Genomic DNA, 18,990 nt, shown 5'->3' with positions numbered 1-18,990 from the left:
TCCGGGGTCAACAGCTCTATTGAGAGCCGGTTCGATGTGCTGCGACGAGCGTTGCAACAACGACTCGGTCAGGCGTGTCCATTGAATCCGTGAACCGTAACTTTCAAGGAATTCCGTCATGTCCCAGGCAAAACACGCACTGATCATCGGCGCCTCCCGCGGCTTGGGCCTCGGGCTGGTGAAAACCCTGCTGGCCGACGGCTGGCAAGTGACCGCCACCGTGCGCAATCCGCAAAAGGCCGAGGCGTTGCAAGCGCTGGGCAAGGTGCGGATCGAGAAACTCGACATGGACGATCAGCAAGCGGTGATCGCCCTGAGCCAACAGCTCAAGGGCGAGACTTTCGACCTGCTGTTCGTCAACGCCGGGGTCAAAGGCCCGGAAGTGCAAACCCCGGGCGGCGCGACCCTGGCTGAAGTCGGCCAGTTGTTCTTCACCAACGCCGTGGCGCCGATCAACCTCGCGCAACGCTTCGTCGGGCAAATCCGCGATGGCAGCGGCGTGCTGGCGTTCATGAGTTCCGGTCTGGGCAGCGTGACCGTACCGGACGCGCCGGAGCTGGCGCTGTACAAGGCCAGCAAGGCTGCGCTGAACTCCATGACCAATAGTTTTGTCACCCAGTTGGGCGAGCAGAAACTCACCGTGCTGTCGCTGCATCCGGGCTGGGTAAAGACGGACATGGGCGGTGAAGGTGCTGACCTGGATGTCGAGACCAGCACCCGTGGGCTGATTGATCAGGTGAATGCTTATACCGGCAAGGGTGGGCATTACTTCATCAACTACAAGGGCGAAACCATTCCCTGGTAAGCGCACTGAAAACCACCTGTAGGAGCAGCCTTCGGCAGCTCCTACAGAGGGTGATGTGTTGGCTTGTCGGGTTGGGCTTGCCCGCTGTCGCGATTTGTTTGAAACTGCGCAGCTCGTCCATCGCGGCGACCCTGGATCAGCAGACAGGGCAACACTGAGCTGGCAACCCTGAACCCCACTTTCAGAGGAGCCGGCCACAATGCCTGCGACCCGTACCTGGTTAAAAAATCCCCTCGCCATATTCACAGCCAACGCGCTCGATGCCCGTGGCGGTCTGGTGCTGCAAGACGGCGTGATCGTCGAAGTGCTGGCAGCCGGTCAGCAACCGTCCGCGCCGTGCACTGAAGTGTTCGATGCCCGCGAGCATGTGATCCTGCCGGGCCTGATCAACACCCATCACCACTTCTATCAAACCCTGACTCGCGCCTGGGCGCCGGTGGTCAATCAGCCATTGTTCCCGTGGTTGAAAACCCTGTATCCGGTGTGGGCGCGGCTGACCCCGGAAAAACTCGCCCTCGCGACGAAAGTGGCTTTGGCTGAATTGCTGCTGTCGGGTTGCACCACCGCCGCCGACCATCATTACCTGTTCCCGGACGGTCTGGAAAACGCCATCGACGTGCAAGTCGACACCGTGCGTGAACTGGGCATGCGCGCCATGCTCACGCGCGGTTCGATGAGCCTCGGCGAGAAGGACGGCGGCCTGCCACCGCAGCAGACCGTGCAGGAAGGTCAGGTGATTCTCGACGACAGTCAGCGCCTGATTCACGAGTACCACGAGCGCGGCGACGGTGCACAAATCCAGATCGCTCTGGCGCCTTGCTCGCCGTTTTCGGTGACCCCGGAAATCATGTCGGCCAGCGCCGAACTGGCGGACAAACTCGATGTACGCCTGCACACCCATCTGGCCGAAACCCTCGACGAGGAAGATTTCTGCCTGCAGCGTTTCGGCCTGCGCACCGTGGATTATCTGGACAGCGTCGGCTGGCTCGGCCCGCGCACCTGGCTGGCCCACGGCATCCACTTCAACCCGGACGAAATCGCCCGCCTCGGCCAGGCCGGCACCGGTATCTGCCATTGTCCGAGTTCGAACATGCGCCTGGCCTCCGGCATCTGCCCGAGCATCGATCTGACCGATGCCGGTGCGCTGTTCGGTCTGGGTGTGGACGGTTCGGCCTCCAACGATGCGTCGAACATGATCCTCGAAGCGCGGCAGGCGTTGTACATCCAGCGTCTGCGTTACGGCGCCGAGAAGATCACCCCGGAACGCGTGCTCGGCTGGGCAACCAAAGGCTCGGCGAGCCTGTTGGGGCGTACCGACATTGGTGAACTGGCGGTGGGCAAGCAGGCGGACCTGGCGTTGTTCAAGCTCGATGAGCTGCGTTTCTCGGGGAGCCATGATCCGATTTCGGCGCTGTTGCTGTGCGGTGCCGATCGTGCCGATCGGGTGATGATTGGTGGCCAGTGGCGGGTGATTGATGGCCAGGTTGAAGGGCTGGATCTGAAAGGCCTGATCGCCGATCACAGCCAGGCGGCTCGGCAGTTGATCGCCGGGACCTGATCCAATAAAGAACCCTGTAGGAGCTGCCGCAGGCTGCGATCTTTTGATTTAGAAAACAAGTTCAAAAGATCGCAGCCTGCGGCAGCTCCTACACCGGATTTGTGGTGGGCTTAGAGACCCAACAGCGACAGCATGATAAACGTCGCAAACAGCACAAAGTGGGTCATGCCTTCGATGGCATTGGTCTCGCCGTCATTCAGGTTGATCGCACTGACGATCAGCGTGATAAAGATCATCACCGTCTGCACCGGGGTCATCGCCATTTGAAACGGCTGGCCGGTGTACAGCGCCATCGCCTCCATCACCGGCACGGTCAAAATCACCGTCGACAGTGACGCGCCCATCGCAATGTTCACCACCGACTGCATGCGATTGGCCAACGCGGCACGCAACGCCGTCAGAATTTCCGGCGCGGCGGAAATCGCCGCCACCAGAATCGCCGTGATCACCGGCGGTGCGCCCGTGCCTTCCAGGCCCAGATCAAGGGTCTTGGACATCACTTCGGCCAGTGCGCCGATCACCACCACGCCGAACACCAGAATGCCGACCGACCACGCCAGGCTCAGCGGTTTCGGTTCATTTTCCACCGGTTCTTTCTTGCGGCGTTTATCCGGGTAGCTGTAGCTGAAAAAGTAACTGTGCGGGCCGACCTGCATGCGCAGGAACAACGCGTAAAGCACCACCATCGCACCGATGGTGAACGCTGAATAAATTTTCCAGTTGGCTGCCGGAATAAACTCCGGCACCACCATCGACACGCCCATGGCGGTGAGGATCATCACGCTGTAGCTGCGTGCCGAATCATCGTTGTACGACTGCTCGCCATGCTTGAGTCCGCCCATCAGCGCGGCGAGGCCAAGGATGCCGTTGATGTCGAGCATCACCGCCGAATAGATCGTGTCACGCACCAGCGTGGCGGACGCCTCGTTGCTCATCATGATCGCCAGGATCACCACTTCCACCAGCACCGCAGCGAGGGTCAGGATCATCGTGCCGTAGGGGTCGCCGACTTTTTCGGCGAGCAGTTCGGCATGATGGGCAACGCGCATCGAAGCCGCGACGATGAAGGCGATCAGCACCAGACCGCAGATCAGCGCGACGATTTGGCCGCTATGGAGCATCCAGTGTTCCAGCGGATAGGCGATGCACGCGGCAATCACCGCCAGCAGCAGAAAGCTTTCTTGCTTGAAAATCGTGAGCATGGCGGGCCTTTTTGCCGAGAGGTTCGAATGAGCTACTGACTGCGGCGCGGCGCTAACGTTTCGTTACACCTTAGCGCACCAGCCGATAGCGTGAATCCGCTGACTTGCACTGCGTTGGTTCCGGCGCTGAAAAGATCGCAGCCTGCGGCAGCTCCTACAGGTTTCCNCTTAGCGCACCAGCCGATAGCGTGAATCCGCTGACTTGCACTGCGTTGGTTCCGGCGCTGAAAAGATCGCAGCCTGCGGCAGCTCCTACAGGTTTCCCATTCCCCTGTAGGAGCTGCCGCAGGCTGCGATCTTTTGCTTTGTTGTCCTTTTGGTCAGCAATTTGCATTGCCCCTGACCACACACAACAAAATGGAGTTCGAATTCATGCAAATACGTCCGCTGCACAAACTGCTGTGCGCCGCCATCGGTCTGGGGATCAGCCTGAGCGCCAGCGCTGCCGATCCGCTGAAGGTCGGTTTCGTCTACATCGGCCCGATCGGCGACCACGGCTGGACGTATCAGCATGAACAGGGACGCAAGGCGCTGGCGGAGAAATTCGGCGCGCAGATCACCACCAATTACGTCGAGAACGTGGCCGAGGGCGCCGACGCCGAGCGGGTGATCCGCAACATGGCCAAGGACAACTACGACCTGATCTTCACCACCTCGTTCGGCTACATGAACCCGACGCTGAAAGTCGCCAAACAGTTTCCCAAAGTGACCTTCGAACACGCCACCGGCTACAAGCAGGACAAGAACCTCGGCACCTATCTGGCGCGCACCTACGAGGGGCGTTATGTCGGCGGCTTCCTCGCGGCGAAAATGACCAAGACCAAGAAAATCGGCTACGTCGCCTCGTTCCCGATTCCAGAAGTGATCCGCGACATCAACGCGATCCAACTGGCTCTGAACAAGTACAACCCCGGCACTGAAATCAAAGTGGTGTGGGTCAACTCGTGGTTTGACCCGGGCAAGGAAGCCGATGCCGCCAACGCGCTGATCGATCAGGGCGTGGACGTGGTGTTCCAGCACACCGACAGCCCGGCGCCGATCCAGGCCGCTGAACGGCGTGGCGTGTACGCTGTGGGTTACGCCTCGGACATGGCGCATTTCGGCCCGAAAGCGGTGCTGACTTCGATCGTCAATGACTGGGCGCCGCATTACATTCAAGCGACCCAAAGTGTGATCGACCACAGCTGGAAATCCCAGGATTACTGGGGCGGGCTGAAAGAAGGCACGGTTGAACTGCCGATCAGCGAGCTGGTGCCGGCACCGGTGAAAGCCGAGGCCGAACAGATCATCGCCGACATCAAGAGCGGTGCGCTGCAACCGTTCACCGGGCCGATCAAGGATCAGGCCGGCGTGGAGAAAATCCCTGCCGGGGTGAGCGCAACCAATGCCGAACTGGCGTCGATGAACTACTACGTTGAAGGCATGAAGGCCGAGATGCCGAAGTAATCTCTTCAAACTTGCATCGTCCCCGTGGGAGCTGGCTTGCCAGCGATGGGGTCCTCACATTCAACATCATTGTTGCCTGTCAGACCGCTATCGCTGGCAAGCCAGCTCCCACATTTGATCTTCAGCGTTCTCAAGGATTGTGTATGGATCAGCTTCCGGTCATCGACATCAGCCCGCTCTATTCCACCGACCAAAACGCCTGGCCCGCCGTCGCCGCACAGATCGACCAGGCCTGCCGCGAATGGGGCTTTTTCTACATCAAGGGCCACCCGATTTCCGCGCAGCGCATCGACTCGCTGCTCGACCACGCCCAGCGTTTTTTTGCGCAACCGGCAGAAGAAAAACTGCGGATCGACATCACCCAGACCCGCCACCATCGCGGCTACGGCGCCATCGCCACCGAACAACTCGACCCGGACAAACCCAGCGACCTCAAGGAAACCTTCGACATGGGCCTGCACTTGCCGGCGGATCATCCCGACGTGCTCGCGGAAAAACCGCTGCGCGGGCCGAATCGCCATCCGGCGCAAGCGGGCTGGGAAGCGCTGATGGAGCAGCATTACCTCGACATGCAGGCCCTCGCGCAAACCCTGCTGCGGGCGATGACGATTGCGCTGGGGATCGAACGCGACTTCTTCGACTCGCGCTTCGTTGAGCCGGTCAGCGTACTGCGGATGATCCACTACCCACCACGCCACACCGCCAGCAGCGCCGAACAGCAAGGCGCCGGCGCGCACACCGATTACGGCTGCATCACCCTGCTCTACCAAGACAGCGCCGGCGGCCTGCAAGTGAAGAACATCAACGGTGAATGGATCGACGCGCCACCGATTGACGGCACCTTCGTGGTCAACCTCGGCGACATGATGGCGCGCTGGAGCAATGACCGTTATCGCTCGACCCCGCACCGGGTGATCAGTCCGCTGGGAGTGGATCGCTATTCGATGCCGTTCTTCGCCGAGCCGCACCCGGACACCCGCATCGAATGCCTTCCCGGTTGCCAGGACGCACAGCATCCGGCGAAATATCCGACCACCACCTGTGCCGAATTCCTGCTGTCGCGCTTCGCCGATACCTACGCCTATCGTCGCGAGCCGCAAGCGGTCTGATGGATCGCTTGGTCAGGTTTTGCCAATTGTTTCGGCGCGCATCTGTAGAATGGCCGCCATCTGCACCTGATGAGAAAAGCATATGTACGATTGGCTCAACGCCCTGCCCAAGGCTGAACTGCACCTGCATCTGGAAGGCTCGCTGGAGCCCGAGCTGCTGTTCGCCCTGGCCGAACGTAACAAGATCGCCCTGCCGTGGAGCGATGTCGAAACCCTGCGCAAGGCTTACGCCTTCAACAACCTGCAGGAATTCCTCGACCTGTATTACCAGGGCGCCGACGTGCTGCGCACCTCGCAGGATTTTTACGACCTGACCTGGGCCTACCTGCTGCGCTGCAAAGCGCAGAACGTGATTCACACCGAACCGTTCTTCGACCCGCAGACCCACACCGACCGGGGCATCCCGTTCGAAGTGGTGCTCAACGGCATCGCCGCGGCACTCAAGGATGGCGAACAGCAACTGGGCATCACCAGCGGTTTGATCCTGAGCTTCCTGCGCCACCTGAGCGAAGACGAAGCACAGAAAACGCTGGATCAGGCGCTGCCGTTCCGTGATGCGTTTGTCGCCGTCGGCCTCGACAGCTCGGAGATGGGTCACCCGCCAAGCAAGTTCCAGCGCGTGTTCGACCGCGCCCGCCACGAAGGCTTCCTGACCGTCGCCCACGCCGGTGAAGAAGGCCCGCCCGAGTACATCTGGGAAGCCATCGACCTGCTGAAAATCCAGCGTATCGACCATGGCGTACGCGCCATCGAAGACGAACGCCTGATGCAGCGGATCATCGACGAGCAGATCCCGCTGACCGTGTGCCCGCTGTCGAACACCAAACTCTGCGTGTTCGATCACATGTCGAAGCACAACATCCTCGACATGCTCGAGCGTGGAGTGAAGGTCACCGTCAACTCGGATGACCCGGCGTACTTCGGCGGTTACGTCACCGAGAACTTCCACGCGCTGCACGAACACTTGGGCATGACCCAGGATCAGGCCAAGCGCCTGGCGCAGAACAGCCTGGATGCGCGCCTGGTAAAACCGTAAGCAACACCGCATAACCGATGTGGGAGCGAGCCTGCTCGCGAAGGCTTCATGTCAGTCAAAGTTTGAGTTGTCTGACACTCGGCTTTCGCGAGCAGGCTCGCTCCCACATTTACACCGGTGTCGACTCTGTAAGCTCTTCCAGCGTCTTGCCCCGCGTCTCCATCCCGAACAGCCACACCACCCCCGCCGCAATCGCAAAGCACAGCGCCCCCAGCGCAAATACCCCGCCCTGCCCGGTAATCGGGAACACCAATCCGGTCACCAGCGGCCCGAGCAGGGAACCGACACGCCCAATCGCTGAGGCAAAGCCCGAACCTGTGGCGCGCGCCGAAGTCGGGTACAACTCCGGCGTGTAGGTGTAGAGCACCGCCCACATGCCGAACAGGAAAAACTGCATCAACAATCCCGAGCCGATCAACAGCGCGACATTGCCCCCAAACACCGCACTTTGGCCGTAGATGAATGCCATCACCCCGCCGCCCAGCAGAGTGACGATGCACACCGGTTTACGCCCCCATCGCTCCACCAGCCACGCCGCCATCAGAAACCCGGGAATCCCGCCCAGTGAAATCAGCACGGTGTAATACACCGACTGGGTCACGGCGAAACCCGACTGCTGCAACAAGGCACTGAGCCACGACGTCAGTCCGTAAAAACCGAGCAAGGCGAAAAACCACAGGCTCCAGATCATCGTCGTGCGCTGGCGGTATTGCGGCGACCAGATCTGCTGCAGGGCCGAGAAGAAGTTGCCCGGGGGCGTCACTGTCCTTGGCAGGCGCACCGGCTCAGGCAATGTTGCAACGCCAAGAGACGTGCGCACCCGTGCCTCGATGGCGCCGAGGACCTTGTCCGCCGCTGCGTGACGTCCGGCCTGCTCCAGCCAGCGCGGTGATTCGGGAATGAAAAAACGGATCGCCAGCACAAACACCGCCGGTACCGCCAACACCAGGAAGATGTCGCGCCAGCCAATCAACGGCAGCAGGAAGTAAGACAGTACGCCGGCAGCGACAAAACCCAATGGCCAGAAACCGTCCATCAATGCGATGTAGCGACCGCGCCGTTGCGCCGGGATCAGCTCCGAGAGCATCGACTGCGCAATGGGAAACTCCATGCCCATGCCGATCCCCAGCAGGATGCGGAACAGCGTCAGGCTCTCGACCGTTTGTGCGGTCGAACACAGATAACTGGCCACGCCCCACAGCACGATGCTCCACTGAAACACCGGTTTGCGCCCGAAGCGGTCGGCGAGCATGCCCGACAGCGATGCCCCCAGCACCATCCCGAAAAAACTCGAACTGGCGAGCAGGCCGGCTTGTGCACTGCTCAGGCCAAACTCGCTTTTGATCGAGCCGAGCAGGAACGTCATCATGGCCAGGTCCATGGAATCGAAAAAGAACGCCAAGGCGATGATGATGAAAATGACCCGGTGATAACCGCTGAGCGGCAGCCGTTCCAGGCGTTCTGCCGCGCTGAAGTTTCGCGTATCCATACCTCATCCCCCATCCACGAAGTGTGCGGACCGAGTGTGCGCGATAACGCCTCAACGCTTTTTCTGGATACGACCTGTTCGCAGTCACAGACGACGCAAGCCCCGAAGTGTTGACCGGCGAATGCTCTATTACGCCAGTTCCAGCTCGACTTCCTTGGCGAAACAGTGGATTTCCCGCTGTCCGGCCGGCGTGACTTGCAATGCGCGAGAATCCTTGGGCAGCACCAGCCAGCCGGACTGCATGAACAATTGCAGCAACGCGGCGCCCAGTGAACCGCCCAGATGCGGACGGCGTTCGCTCCAGTCCGGACAGGCACACGCCACCTGGGCCTTGCGATGAGCCAGGGCCTGAATGAACACCCCGCGATTCGCCAGCTGCGTCGAGCCTTTGAGCGTCACCACGACCCGCTGCTCGATCTGTTCGATCCAACCGGCGTCGAGCAAACGCTGGTACAGATCGGCGGCCAGCGTGCCGCCCAAATGATCGTCGCAAAAGCGCGCACGCAGCAGCGAGGACGGCGCGGTTCGTGGATTGTTGATCGGCGTCGAGCGTTTGAATACGTGAGGGACGTCCCGCGGCGCACTGGCAATCGTGGCACTGGCCAGGGCTTCAATGGCGGCTGCGATTTCCGGAGCCGCCAGGCGGAAGAAGCGCTTGCGTCCACGGACCTCGACTTTCAACAGGCCACCCGCGGACAAACGCCCCAGATGCGCACTGGCCGACGACGGCGACAGCCCTGCCAGCAGCGCCAGCTCCTCGGTCTGGCGGGCCGAGCCATCCATCAACGCCCACATCATCGCGCTGCGCTTGGGGTCGGCCAGCAGCGTGGCGATCTGGCTGATGCAAGGTGCATGTTCCATGTATTCACTCCCTGTTGAATCGTATCGTCTACTGCTCGAAGACATCTTGACCAGTAATGTGTCGTCGGCCAAGACGGGTAAAACGCCATGAGCCGGTGCAAGCCAGGTCAGCACTGCCACACCCGTCGATGGTGTGTTCACAGCGTTTGTATGGCGCAGGCACGGCCCTGGAAAAACCGGCCTGATTCTGCCCTGGCCGGTTGTCGGTGCAGGTTTGAGGCGGTCGCTAGTATAAGCGGGATGCACGCGGCTTCCTGCGCCGTGGCTGACGCGAATGGTGATAGTTCCTGAGTGAAATTTCGCTAATTGCCTGCGACTAATGATCAACTTTCGGGAAATGGGGAAATTGACTACTCAATTCGACGCATCGGCTGGCGAGCATTTCCCTTAAAAGGTTTACCGGCTTACTCAATTGCGCGCGATGGGCGCACAACAGATTCAGCGGAGCACGCTCGCAGAGAAGCTCCGGCAGCAACACTTTGAGGCGTCCGGCGAGGACATCGGTGCCGACATCGAGCCACGATTTATAGGCAATCCCCGCCCCCGCCACCGCCCACAACCGTACGACGTCGGCGTCATCACTGAAGCGATCGCCACTGACCGTCAGGCCGACTTCGCGCTTGCCGTCATGAAAACTCCAATGGTCATGCACGCGGCTGCCGAGCATGTACAGCAGGCAATTGTGCTGCGCCAATTGTTCGAGCTGACGCGGCTCGCCGTGGCGCGCCAGGTAGGCCGGCGAGGCGCAGAGCACGCGGCGATTGTCCGGGGCGATGGGCAGGGCCACCAGGCTCGAATCTTCCGGTTCGCCATAGCGCAGGGCAATGTCCACTGGCTGGCGGAACAGGTCGGCGATACGGTCACCGAGCAACAGCCGCACGGTCAGCTTCGGGTGCTCGCGCTGAAACTCGTCGAGCCACGGCAACAGCAGGTTACGCCCGAAATCCGAAGGCGCCGATAACTGCAGGATGCCGCTGACCTGATCCTGCGCGCTGGAGAGAAAGCGCCGGCCCTCGTCCAGCGAACCGAGCGCGGCCCGGGCATATTCGAGAAAGCCTTCGCCCTCGGCGGTCAGGCGCAGGCTGCGGGTCGAACGCGCCAGCAAGCGCACGCCCAGTTGCTGTTCGATACGCTTGAGCGCGGCGCTGGCCACCGCGGCAGACATGTCCATCACCCGCGCGGCTGCCGACAGACTGCCCAGGTCCGCAGCGCGAACGAACAACTGTAAATCGTCGAAACGCAGCATTCTCAGCCTCGATTATCAAAATAAAATTGAAAGAGACTGCTCTTTTAGCCGGTTTTATCGCGCCGAGAAATAGCCAATGATTGGCCCAAGCCCATTTATCCCGCGACCGGAGCCAAACATGTCCCAAGCATTCACCGCCATCGCCACCCTGATCGCTAAACCCGGTCAGCAGGAGACCCTCGAAAACGCTCTGCGCGCACTGGTTGAGCCGAGCCGCGCCGAGGAAGGCTGCGGCCAGTACGACCTGCACCGCGACCTCGCCGACCCGCTGACTTTCTATGTGATCGAACACTGGGCCAGCGAAGAAATCCTCCAGGCGCACAACGCCAGCGCGCACTTCCAGAATTTCCAGGCCACAGCCGGCCACTGTATCGAACACTTCCAATTGAAACGCCTGGGCAGCATCGCCTGAGCCCTTCTTCTATTACCGCTACGGAGCAAGTCATGAAAGCCATCGCCTATTACGCTTCCCTGCCGATCAGCGACGAAAAATCCCTGCAAGACATCGAACTGCCGGAGCCGGTCGCCGGCCCGCGCGACCTGTTGGTGGAAGTCAAAGCCATCTCGGTCAACCCGGTCGACACCAAGGTGCGGCAGAACGTGGCGCCGGAAAACGGCGCGGCAAAAGTGCTGGGCTGGGACGTCGCCGGCGTGGTCAAAGCCGTCGGTAGCGAAGTGACGCTGTTCAAGGCCGGTGACAAGGTGTTCTACGCCGGCTCCATCGCCCGTGCCGGTGGCAACAGCGAACTGCACGTGGTGGATGAGCGGATTGTCGGCCACATGCCCAAGTCCCTGGGTTTCGCCGAAGCCGCTGCCCTGCCGCTGACCGCGATCACCGCGTGGGAATTGCTGTTCGAACGCCTGCAGATCCGTGAGGGCAAGACCGATGAAGGTCAAAGCCTGCTGATCGTCGGCGCCGCTGGCGGCGTCGGTTCGATCCTCACCCAACTGGCTCGCCAGTTGACCGGCCTGAAGGTGATCGGCACCGCGTCCCGTGCACAGACTCGCGACTGGGTGACTGAGCTGGGCGCCGATCTGGTGATCGACCACAGCCAGCCGTTGAGCGAAGAGCTGCAGCGCGCCAGCATCGACCACGTGACCCACGTCGCCAGCCTGACCCAGACCGATCTGCACCTCGATCAACTGGTCGAGGCCTTGGCGCCGCAAGGCAAACTGGCACTGATCGACGATCCCAAGTCACTGGATGTGAGCAAGCTCAAGCGCAAGAGCCTGTCGCTGCACTGGGAATTCATGTACACCCGCTCGCTGTTCGAAACCCCGGACATGATCGAGCAGCACAAACTGCTCAACCGCGTGGCCGAGCTGATTGATGCGGGGACCTTGAAGACTACGGTGGGTGAGCATTTCGGCACGATCAATGCGGCGAACCTGCGACGCGCGCACGAGTTGCTGGAAAGCGGCAAAGCCAAGGGCAAAATTGTTTTAGAAAGTTTCTGAAAACCCGAACGTCGTCATCAGCGCCAGTCCTTTTAAGGGCCGGCGCTGTTTTTTGCCGTCAGTCAGATGCTTGATCGTTGTCACAAATGCGATCGTATTCAGGTCTACACTCGAACCCTCTGCGATGCATCTTTTACACAAGGGAGGTCAGCAATGAAGATCCTGATAAAAGAAGTGGCAAAGTCTCAATGGCAGGTTCGTCTGGACCAGCACGCCGTGACCTTTCGCAGTGAAGCCGAGGCCCTCGCCTTCACCCGTACCCTCGAAGCGCGCCTGCACGCGCCCCATCAGATTCCCCAGCCCGGACAACAACGCGCCGTCGGCTGACGTTCAGGCTTCGGCCTGTGCTTGCGCCAGTGCCCGGGCATTCTGCAAACGCCGGGTGTACATCGCAATGCTCACCACCAGCAGTCCGCACAGGCTGATGACCATGGCCATCGGCATGGCGCTGCCGTCGTGCAGGACACCCACCAGCGAGGCCGCGCCGGAGGCCACGCTGAATTGCAGGCAGCCCATCAGCGCCGAGGCACTCCCGGCGCGCGCACCCTGGCCGTTCATCGCACATGCCGCAGCATTGGGCAGGATGCAGCCGAGGCTGGCAATGCACACGAACAACGGAATCAACAGCGGCCACAATGCTTCGGTGTGCATCGCGCTGACCGCGAGCAGCGAAACGCCGGCCAACAGGTATACCCACACCGCTCGCGTCAGCAGGAAGGACGGACCGCGCTTGGCCAACAGCCGCGCGTTGACCTGAGCCACCAGAATGAAACCCGCTGCATTGGTGCCGAACAGCCAGCCGAAATGCTCGGCGGGTACGCCGTACAGTTTGATGAAGACAAATGGTGAACCGGCGATGTAGGAAAACATCCCGGCGACCGCGATACCGCCGGTCAGTGCGTGGCCGAGAAACACCCGGTCGCCGAACAACCGGCCGTATTGACGCAACGCACCGGACAACGGCTGGCGCGGCACGTAGGCCGGCAGGCTTTCCGGTAACCCCAGCGCCACAGCGAGGCCGGCCAGTGCACTAAAGCCGGTCAGCACGAGGAAGATCGACTGCCAGCCCGTGGTGTTGACCAGCAGACCGCCGAGCAGTGGTGCAAGGATCGGCGCCAAACCCATCACCAGCATCAACTGCGAGAAGACTTTCGCCGAACCGACGGCATCGCATTTGTCGCTGACCACCGCCCGGGAAATCACCATCCCCGCGCAGCCGCCCAAGGCCTGGACGAAGCGGGCCCCGATCAGCCATTGCAGATTGGGTGCATAGGCGCAGGCCAATGAGGCCAGCGTGAACAGGCCGACACCGACCAGCAGCGGCAGGCGCCGACCAAACCGGTCGGCCACCGGGCCATACAACAACTGCCCGATCGACAGACCGGCGAAATACGCTGCCAGTGTCAGCTGGACGTGCTTTTCATCGGTGCCAAAGGCCAGTGCCATTGACGGGAACGCCGGCAGATAGAAGTCGATCGCCAGCGGACCGAAGGCGCTCAAGGCACCGAGAATCAGAATGGTACGGAAGTTCATCAGGCATCCAGGTTGGATTGGAGTCGGCAGCCCGACAGTCTAGCCGCGCAAAGACACCTTGAACATTCCGATAGCTCGCTAACTATTAAAACGTCAGACGAACTGCACTGTGGAGTTTGCCTGCAAAGATCAAAAGATCGCAGCCTTCGGCAGCTCCTACATTGGAATGCGTTTCCTGTAGGAGCTGCCGAAGGCTGCGATCTTCTGGCTTTTGATCATCCGGCGAGTTTTACCGGGTAGCCCTCTTCGCTGATGACCTCGATCACCTGCTCGGGGCTGAGCGAGCTTTCGACGCCGACTTCTTTGGCTGCCAGATCGACCCGCACGCTGGCTGCCGGATCTTTCGCCTGCACGGCGTTGGTGATGGCTTTGACACAGTGGCCGCAGGACATGCCTTGAACGCTGAACACTTGCATGGAGGGACTCCTTTGAGTGAGGTTGCCGGCAGTGTCGAGCTTGCCACCATGGCAAGGTCAAGTTCTGCGTAAAACTGCCGGGCTGGCAATCGGCGCTGCGCTCAGCCAAGCTGCGTGCATCAATGACTCAAATTCAGGAGATTCAGCCATGCGCTGGTCAGCTTTCAGCCTGTTTGGCTTGCTCAGCCTCTTTGCCGCCCTGCCTCAGGCCAATGCGACCGGTGAGGACTATGCGGTTCTGATTATCTCGCGCGAGCGCCTGGAAGTGCCGACTTCCTGTGAGATTGGCGTATATCTCAATGACGAACTGGCGGCGCGCCTGCTTCAGGAGCAGACCACTTCGTTCAATCTGCCGCACGGCACGATTTCCATTCGTCTGAAACAATTGCCTGGCCAGATGCCGGGGTGCCAGGCAGGCATGCTCGCGCCGCCCGCGCAGCAGATCTCGCTCAAGGCCGGCGATGTGCTCAAGTACCGGATCGCGGCCAACGCCAAAGGCTTGTACCTGCGACCTGCCGCCCTCGAATATTGAGTCAACGAAAAAGATCGCAGCCTTCGGCAGCTCCTGCATTGGAATGCAATCCACCTGTAGGAGCTGCCGAAGGCTGCGATCTTTTGCTTTTCAGATTGGCGCTTGACCTTGCCCGCATGGCAAGGTTGATCCTTGTAGACATCTTCTACAGGGAGTAAGACCGATGTCCGATTCCATCACTTTCGATCTGCCGATTGCCGGCATGACCTGCGCCAGTTGCGCCGGGCGTGTCGAGCGGGCGTTGCGCAACGTCAGCGGCGCCAGTGGCGTCAGCGTCAATCTCGCCACCGAACAGGCCCGCGTCCAGGCACCCGGTGACAGCTTGCCGGCGTTGATGGAGGCGGTTGAACGCGCCGGTTACAGCGTCCCCCAACAAACCGTGGAGCTGAGCATCGACGGCATGACCTGCGCCTCGTGCGTCGGTCGCGTCGAGCGCGCCCTGAACAAAGTCCCCGGGGTGAGGAGCGTCAGCGTCAACCTCGCCAACGAACGCGCCCACCTCGAAATGCTCGGTCAGATCGATCCGCAATTACTGCTCGACGCCGTGAGCAAGGCCGGATACTCGGCCAGCGTCTGGCAAGCCGAACATCCCGCAGCGGATAGCCAGCAACAGCGCCTGCAACATGAACGCTGGGCGCTGATCTGCGCCATCGTTCTGGCCCTGCCGCTGGTGCTGCCGATGCTGCTGCAACCATTCGGCATTCACTGGATGCTTCCGGCCTGGGTGCAATTTGCCCTTGCCACGCCGGTGCAATTCATTTTCGGCGCACGATTTTATGTGGCCGCGTGGAAAGCCGTGCGTGCCGGCGCCGGCAACATGGATTTGCTGGTCGCCCTCGGCACCAGCGCCGGATATGGCCTGAGCGTGTACGAATGGGCCACCGCCGCCGGGCGCATGCCGCATCTGTATTTCGAAGCGTCAGCCGTGGTGATCGCCCTGGTGCTGCTTGGCAAATACCTCGAAAGCCGCGCCAAGCGCCAGACTGCCAGCGCCATCCGCGCCCTTGAAGCCTTGCGCCCGGAACGGGCGATTCAAGTCATCGATGGTCGCGAGCAAGACGTGGCGATCAGCGCCCTGCGCCTCAACGATCTTGTTCTGGTCAAACCCGGCGAACGCTTCCCGGTGGACGGTGAAGTGCTGGAAGGCCAGAGCCACGCCGACGAAGCGCTGATCAGCGGCGAGAGCCTGCCGGTGCCAAAACAGCCGGGCGACCAGGTCACCGGCGGTGCGATCAACGGCGAAGGCCGCTTGCTGGTGCGCACCACCGCCCTCGGCGCGGGAAGCGTGCTGGCGCGGATCATTCGGCTGGTGGAAGACGCCCAGGCAGCGAAAGCGCCGATTCAGAAACTGGTGGATAAAGTCAGCCAGGTGTTCGTGCCCACTGTGTTGCTGATTGCCCTCGTCACGTTGATTGGCTGGTGGCTGTACGGCGCGCCTATGGAAACCGCGTTGATCAACGCCGTCGCCGTGCTGGTGATCGCTTGTCCGTGTGCCCTCGGCCTCGCCACGCCGACGGCGATCATGGCCGGCACTGGTGTGGCCGCGCGTCACGGCATTCTGATCAAGGACGCCGAAGCACTGGAGCGAGCCCATGAGGTCGACAACGTGGTCTTCGACAAGACCGGCACGCTGACGTCCGGTACGCCGCGTATCGCCCATTTCAGTGCGCTGGATGGCGATGAAAATACCCTGCTGACGCTGGCCGGTGCCCTGCAGCGCGGCAGCGAGCATCCACTGGCCAAAGCCGTGCTGGACGCGGCCGCCGAGCGCGGGCTGAGCGTGCCCGATGTCAGCGACAGCCAGTCCCTGACCGGCCGCGGCATTGCCGGCCATCTTGACGGTCGGCGCCTGGCGCTGGGCAACCGGCGTATGCTGGAGGAAAGCGGCCTCAACGCGGGTGATCTCGCCGACGCCGCCCAGGCCTGGGAAGCGGAAGGCCGGACCCTGTCGTGGCTGATCGAGCAAAGCCCGGAACCACAAGTGCTCGGTTTGTTCGCCTTCGGCGACACGCTCAAGCCCGGCGCACTGCAAGCGGTGCAACAACTGGCCGCCCGGGGTATCCACAGCCATCTGCTGACCGGCGACAACCGCGGCAGCGCGAAAGTCGTCGCCGAGGCTTTGGGCATCGAGAACGTGCACGCCGAAGTGCTGCCCGCCGACAAAGCCGCCACCGTCGCCGAACTGAAAAAAACCGGGGTGGTGGCGATGGTCGGTGATGGCATCAACGACGCCCCGGCACTGGCCGCAGCGGACATCGGTATCGCCATGGGCGGCGGCACCGACGTGGCCATGCACGCGGCCGGCATCACCTTGATGCGCGGTGATCCACGGCTGGTGCCCGCCGCGCTGGAGATCAGCCGCAAGACCTACGCGAAGATCCGCCAGAATCTGTTCTGGGCCTTCGTTTACAACCTGATCGGCATTCCGCTGGCGGCGTTCGGTTTTCTCAACCCGGTGCTGGCCGGCGCGGCAATGGCACTGTCGAGCGTCAGCGTGGTGAGCAATGCGCTACTGTTGAAAACCTGGAAACCGAAGGATCTGGAGGAGCACCGATGAATATCGGCCAAGCAGCCCGGCACAGTGGCCTGAGCGCGAAGATGATCCGCTATTACGAGTCGATCGGCCTGCTCAAGGCCGCCCATCGCACCGACAGCGGCTACCGGGTCTACAGCGACGACGACTTGCACACGCTGGCGTTCATCAAGCGTTCGCGGGACCTGGGATTTTCTCTGGAAGAAGTCGGCAAGCTGCTGACCCTGTGGCAGGATCGCCAGCGCGCCAGCGCCGATGTGAAAGCCCTGGCGCGGCAGCACATCGACGAGCTGAACCAGAAGATCCGCGAACTCGGCGAGTTGCGTGACACCCTGCAGGACCTGGTCGAGCACTGTCATGGCGACCATCGCCCCGACTGCCCGATCCTCAAGGAACTGGCGTCGGGCTGCTGCGCGCAACCCGCCCGCGCCTGAGCGCCAACAGCTTAACGGTCAACAACGTACCGAGCGGGATGCCGTGGAACAGCAGCACCACGGCACCCGGCGTCCACCAGCCGTAGAACGGCGCGGCGATCAACATGCCGACACCGAACCCGGTCATTTGCAGCAAGGTCAGGAAGCTGAAAACCGGCAAGCGCAAATGCTCCGGTTCGCGTTGCAGGCGCGACATCAGGCCGACCTCGGAAATGCCGTCACCCAACCCCGCCGGCAGGGAAAACAGCAGCAGACCGAGCAGGCTGTGCTGCTGGAACATCAGGATAAAACCGCAGGACATCAACGCCACGCCGAAGAAATACCGTCGCTCCAGATCACGGTTATCAGAACCTTTGAGGCCACTGGCAATCCGCGCACCCAGCAGTTTGCCGCTGGCCCACACCGCCAGCATCAGGCCGAGCGTGGTGCTGGCCGAGTCGGGTGTCAGCAGTCTGGAGATGATCGGGAAGCCGACGTTGTGCGCGGCACTGCCCAAGGTGTCAGCCATGGTCACGGCGAGCATCGCCGCAATCACCGGAGCACTGCGCAGGCCTTGTTTCAGGGCTGACCACTCGCCGCGTTCGTTGGTCGATTGTTCGCTGACGTCTGCAGCGGCGAAGCGCAACGGCGCAATCAACAACGCCGCCAGCAAGTAGGTCAGTGCGTTGAGCGCGAATACCGTTTCAAAACCGAACGCCGCCACCAGCAAACCGGACACCAGGCTGCCACCAACCATTGCCGCCGATGAAGCCGAGGTGAGCCAGGCATTGGTTTTCAGTAGCTGCGCGGCTTCGATCAGCCTCGGCAATTGACTGTTGAGGCCGATAGCGAACATCGAGTTGCCAAAACCCAGGCCGAAAGCGATCACCGGCAACAGCAACGCCTGCTGGCTCACCGGCAGGATCAACAGCAGGCCCAGCAACACCGCGCGCAGCAGATCGAAGGCAATCAACGGCCCCCGGCCGTTCCAGCGCCGGTAAAAGCGAGTGCCAATCAGGCTGGCAAAAATCCCCCCGCCGACACGACTGGCGAGAAACACCCCGACGCTCATGGCGCTGTTGCTCAGCAGGTAAACGTACGTCGCCAGCGCGACCATGTTGAGGAAAGCGCCGAAGTCGGAGATCAGCCGGGCGCTGATGATGAGGCGGGCGTTCACATTCAATCCTTGAGTGTGCGAGGGCTGACAAGATTCCCACATAAAGTCCATAGACACCACCGGCCCCTGTGGGAGCTGGCTTGCCAGCGAAGAGGCCGGTACATCCGATAAAATTTTTCAGCTGAACCTCCACTATCGCTGGCAAGCCAGCTCCCACAGTGAGGTGTGGTGAAGGA

18 protein-coding genes are annotated in these 18,990 nt (G+C 61.4%); 11 read left to right on the top strand and 7 right to left on the bottom strand.

From position 1 onward, the window contains the following. Window positions 1-118: 118 nt before the first annotated feature. Both HXW87_RS07420 and HXW87_RS07415 read left to right on the top strand, forming a co-directional pair. Window positions 119-805: an SDR family oxidoreductase gene (locus tag HXW87_RS07420; protein ID WP_095667619.1), complete on the top strand. Its 687-nt coding sequence runs from the start codon at window positions 119-121 to the stop codon at window positions 803-805. 199 nt (window positions 806-1,004) lie between these two features. Beyond that, the gene (locus tag HXW87_RS07415) at window positions 1,005-2,363 is read left to right on the top strand and encodes an 8-oxoguanine deaminase (protein WP_047291094.1); all 1,359 of its coding nucleotides are present in this window, start codon (window positions 1,005-1,007) and stop codon (window positions 2,361-2,363) included. Window positions 2,364-2,473: 110 nt separating this feature from the next. Here HXW87_RS07415 and HXW87_RS07410 read toward each other — a convergent pair whose 3' ends face one another. Then, window positions 2,474-3,565, bottom strand: a complete 1,092-nt coding sequence (locus HXW87_RS07410; RefSeq protein WP_239778672.1) for a calcium:proton antiporter — start codon at window positions 3,563-3,565, stop codon at window positions 2,474-2,476. Between the two features lie 372 nt (window positions 3,566-3,937). On the opposite strand from HXW87_RS07410, the gene HXW87_RS07405 reads away from it, so the two are divergent. The 3 genes from HXW87_RS07405 (at window position 3,938) to HXW87_RS07395 (ending at window position 7,156) form a co-directional block, all read left to right on the top strand. Beyond that, window positions 3,938-5,011, top strand: coding sequence for a BMP family ABC transporter substrate-binding protein (locus HXW87_RS07405; protein WP_239778671.1), 1,074 nt, complete (start codon window positions 3,938-3,940; stop codon window positions 5,009-5,011). A gap of 143 nt (window positions 5,012-5,154) precedes the next feature. Next, window positions 5,155-6,120, top strand: a complete 966-nt coding sequence (locus tag HXW87_RS07400) for a 2-oxoglutarate and iron-dependent oxygenase domain-containing protein (RefSeq protein WP_239778670.1) — start codon at window positions 5,155-5,157, stop codon at window positions 6,118-6,120. Between the two features lie 82 nt (window positions 6,121-6,202). After that, a complete protein-coding gene (locus HXW87_RS07395) occupies window positions 6,203-7,156 on the top strand; it encodes an adenosine deaminase (protein ID WP_047291090.1) in 954 nt (317 codons plus the stop codon). 109 nt (window positions 7,157-7,265) lie between these two features. On the opposite strand, the gene HXW87_RS07390 is transcribed toward HXW87_RS07395, so the two are convergent. The 3 genes from HXW87_RS07390 to HXW87_RS07380 form a co-directional block, all read right to left on the bottom strand. Next, complete coding sequence (locus HXW87_RS07390; RefSeq protein WP_041067958.1) at window positions 7,266-8,645, bottom strand: MFS transporter; 1,380 nt, start codon at window positions 8,643-8,645, stop codon at window positions 7,266-7,268. 129 nt (window positions 8,646-8,774) lie between these two features. Beyond that, window positions 8,775-9,506: a helix-turn-helix transcriptional regulator gene (locus HXW87_RS07385; protein ID WP_041067961.1), complete on the bottom strand. Its 732-nt coding sequence runs from the start codon at window positions 9,504-9,506 to the stop codon at window positions 8,775-8,777. Between the two features lie 316 nt (window positions 9,507-9,822). Further along, complete coding sequence (locus HXW87_RS07380) at window positions 9,823-10,752, bottom strand: LysR family transcriptional regulator (protein ID WP_095667623.1); 930 nt, start codon at window positions 10,750-10,752, stop codon at window positions 9,823-9,825. A 118-nt stretch (window positions 10,753-10,870) separates the two neighbouring features. Here HXW87_RS07380 and HXW87_RS07375 point away from each other — a divergent pair, with 118 nt between their 5' ends. From HXW87_RS07375 to HXW87_RS07365, 3 genes are all read left to right on the top strand, one after another. Then, entirely contained in the window at window positions 10,871-11,164 is a 294-nt protein-coding gene (locus HXW87_RS07375) for a putative quinol monooxygenase (protein WP_239778669.1), read from the top strand. 32 nt (window positions 11,165-11,196) lie between these two features. Further along, on the top strand, window positions 11,197-12,210 hold the full coding sequence (locus HXW87_RS07370) for a zinc-binding alcohol dehydrogenase family protein (protein WP_182403705.1): 1,014 nt from the start codon (window positions 11,197-11,199) through the stop codon (window positions 12,208-12,210). A gap of 153 nt (window positions 12,211-12,363) precedes the next feature. Continuing rightward, on the top strand, window positions 12,364-12,537 hold the full coding sequence (locus tag HXW87_RS07365; protein ID WP_169842458.1) for a hypothetical protein: 174 nt from the start codon (window positions 12,364-12,366) through the stop codon (window positions 12,535-12,537). Between the two features lie 3 nt (window positions 12,538-12,540). Here HXW87_RS07365 and HXW87_RS07360 read toward each other — a convergent pair whose 3' ends face one another. Both HXW87_RS07360 and HXW87_RS07355 read right to left on the bottom strand, forming a co-directional pair. Further along, complete coding sequence (locus HXW87_RS07360; protein ID WP_239778668.1) at window positions 12,541-13,743, bottom strand: multidrug effflux MFS transporter; 1,203 nt, start codon at window positions 13,741-13,743, stop codon at window positions 12,541-12,543. Window positions 13,744-13,958: 215 nt separating this feature from the next. Next, the gene (locus HXW87_RS07355; RefSeq protein WP_047291084.1) at window positions 13,959-14,159 is read right to left on the bottom strand and encodes a cation transporter; all 201 of its coding nucleotides are present in this window, start codon (window positions 14,157-14,159) and stop codon (window positions 13,959-13,961) included. Between the two features lie 148 nt (window positions 14,160-14,307). Between HXW87_RS07355 and HXW87_RS07350 the strand changes: the two genes are divergently transcribed. The 3 genes from HXW87_RS07350 (at window position 14,308) to cueR (ending at window position 17,658) form a co-directional block, all read left to right on the top strand. Further along, window positions 14,308-14,691, top strand: a complete 384-nt coding sequence (locus tag HXW87_RS07350; RefSeq protein ID WP_047291083.1) for a hypothetical protein — start codon at window positions 14,308-14,310, stop codon at window positions 14,689-14,691. 163 nt (window positions 14,692-14,854) lie between these two features. Beyond that, a complete protein-coding gene (locus HXW87_RS07345) occupies window positions 14,855-17,248 on the top strand; it encodes a heavy metal translocating P-type ATPase (protein WP_239778667.1) in 2,394 nt (797 codons plus the stop codon). After that, window positions 17,245-17,658 carry a Cu(I)-responsive transcriptional regulator gene (gene cueR / locus HXW87_RS07340; protein ID WP_041067985.1) on the top strand — a complete coding sequence of 138 codons (414 nt, stop codon included), beginning with the start codon at window positions 17,245-17,247 and terminating at the stop codon, window positions 17,656-17,658. Before HXW87_RS07345 ends, cueR begins: the two co-directional genes overlap by 4 nt. On the opposite strand, the gene HXW87_RS07335 is transcribed toward cueR, so the two are convergent. Further along, entirely contained in the window at window positions 17,612-18,856 is a 1,245-nt protein-coding gene (locus tag HXW87_RS07335; protein WP_239779140.1) for an MFS transporter, read from the bottom strand. The genes cueR and HXW87_RS07335 overlap by 47 nt on opposite strands. Window positions 18,857-18,990 lie beyond the last annotated feature (134 nt).

Origin of the sequence: Pseudomonas sp. Y5-11, assembly GCF_022368695.1 — a bacterium.
Taxonomy (GTDB): Bacteria; Pseudomonadota; Gammaproteobacteria; order Pseudomonadales; family Pseudomonadaceae; genus Aquipseudomonas; species Aquipseudomonas parakoreensis.
This window is presented reverse-complemented; position numbering and strand designations above follow the sequence as displayed.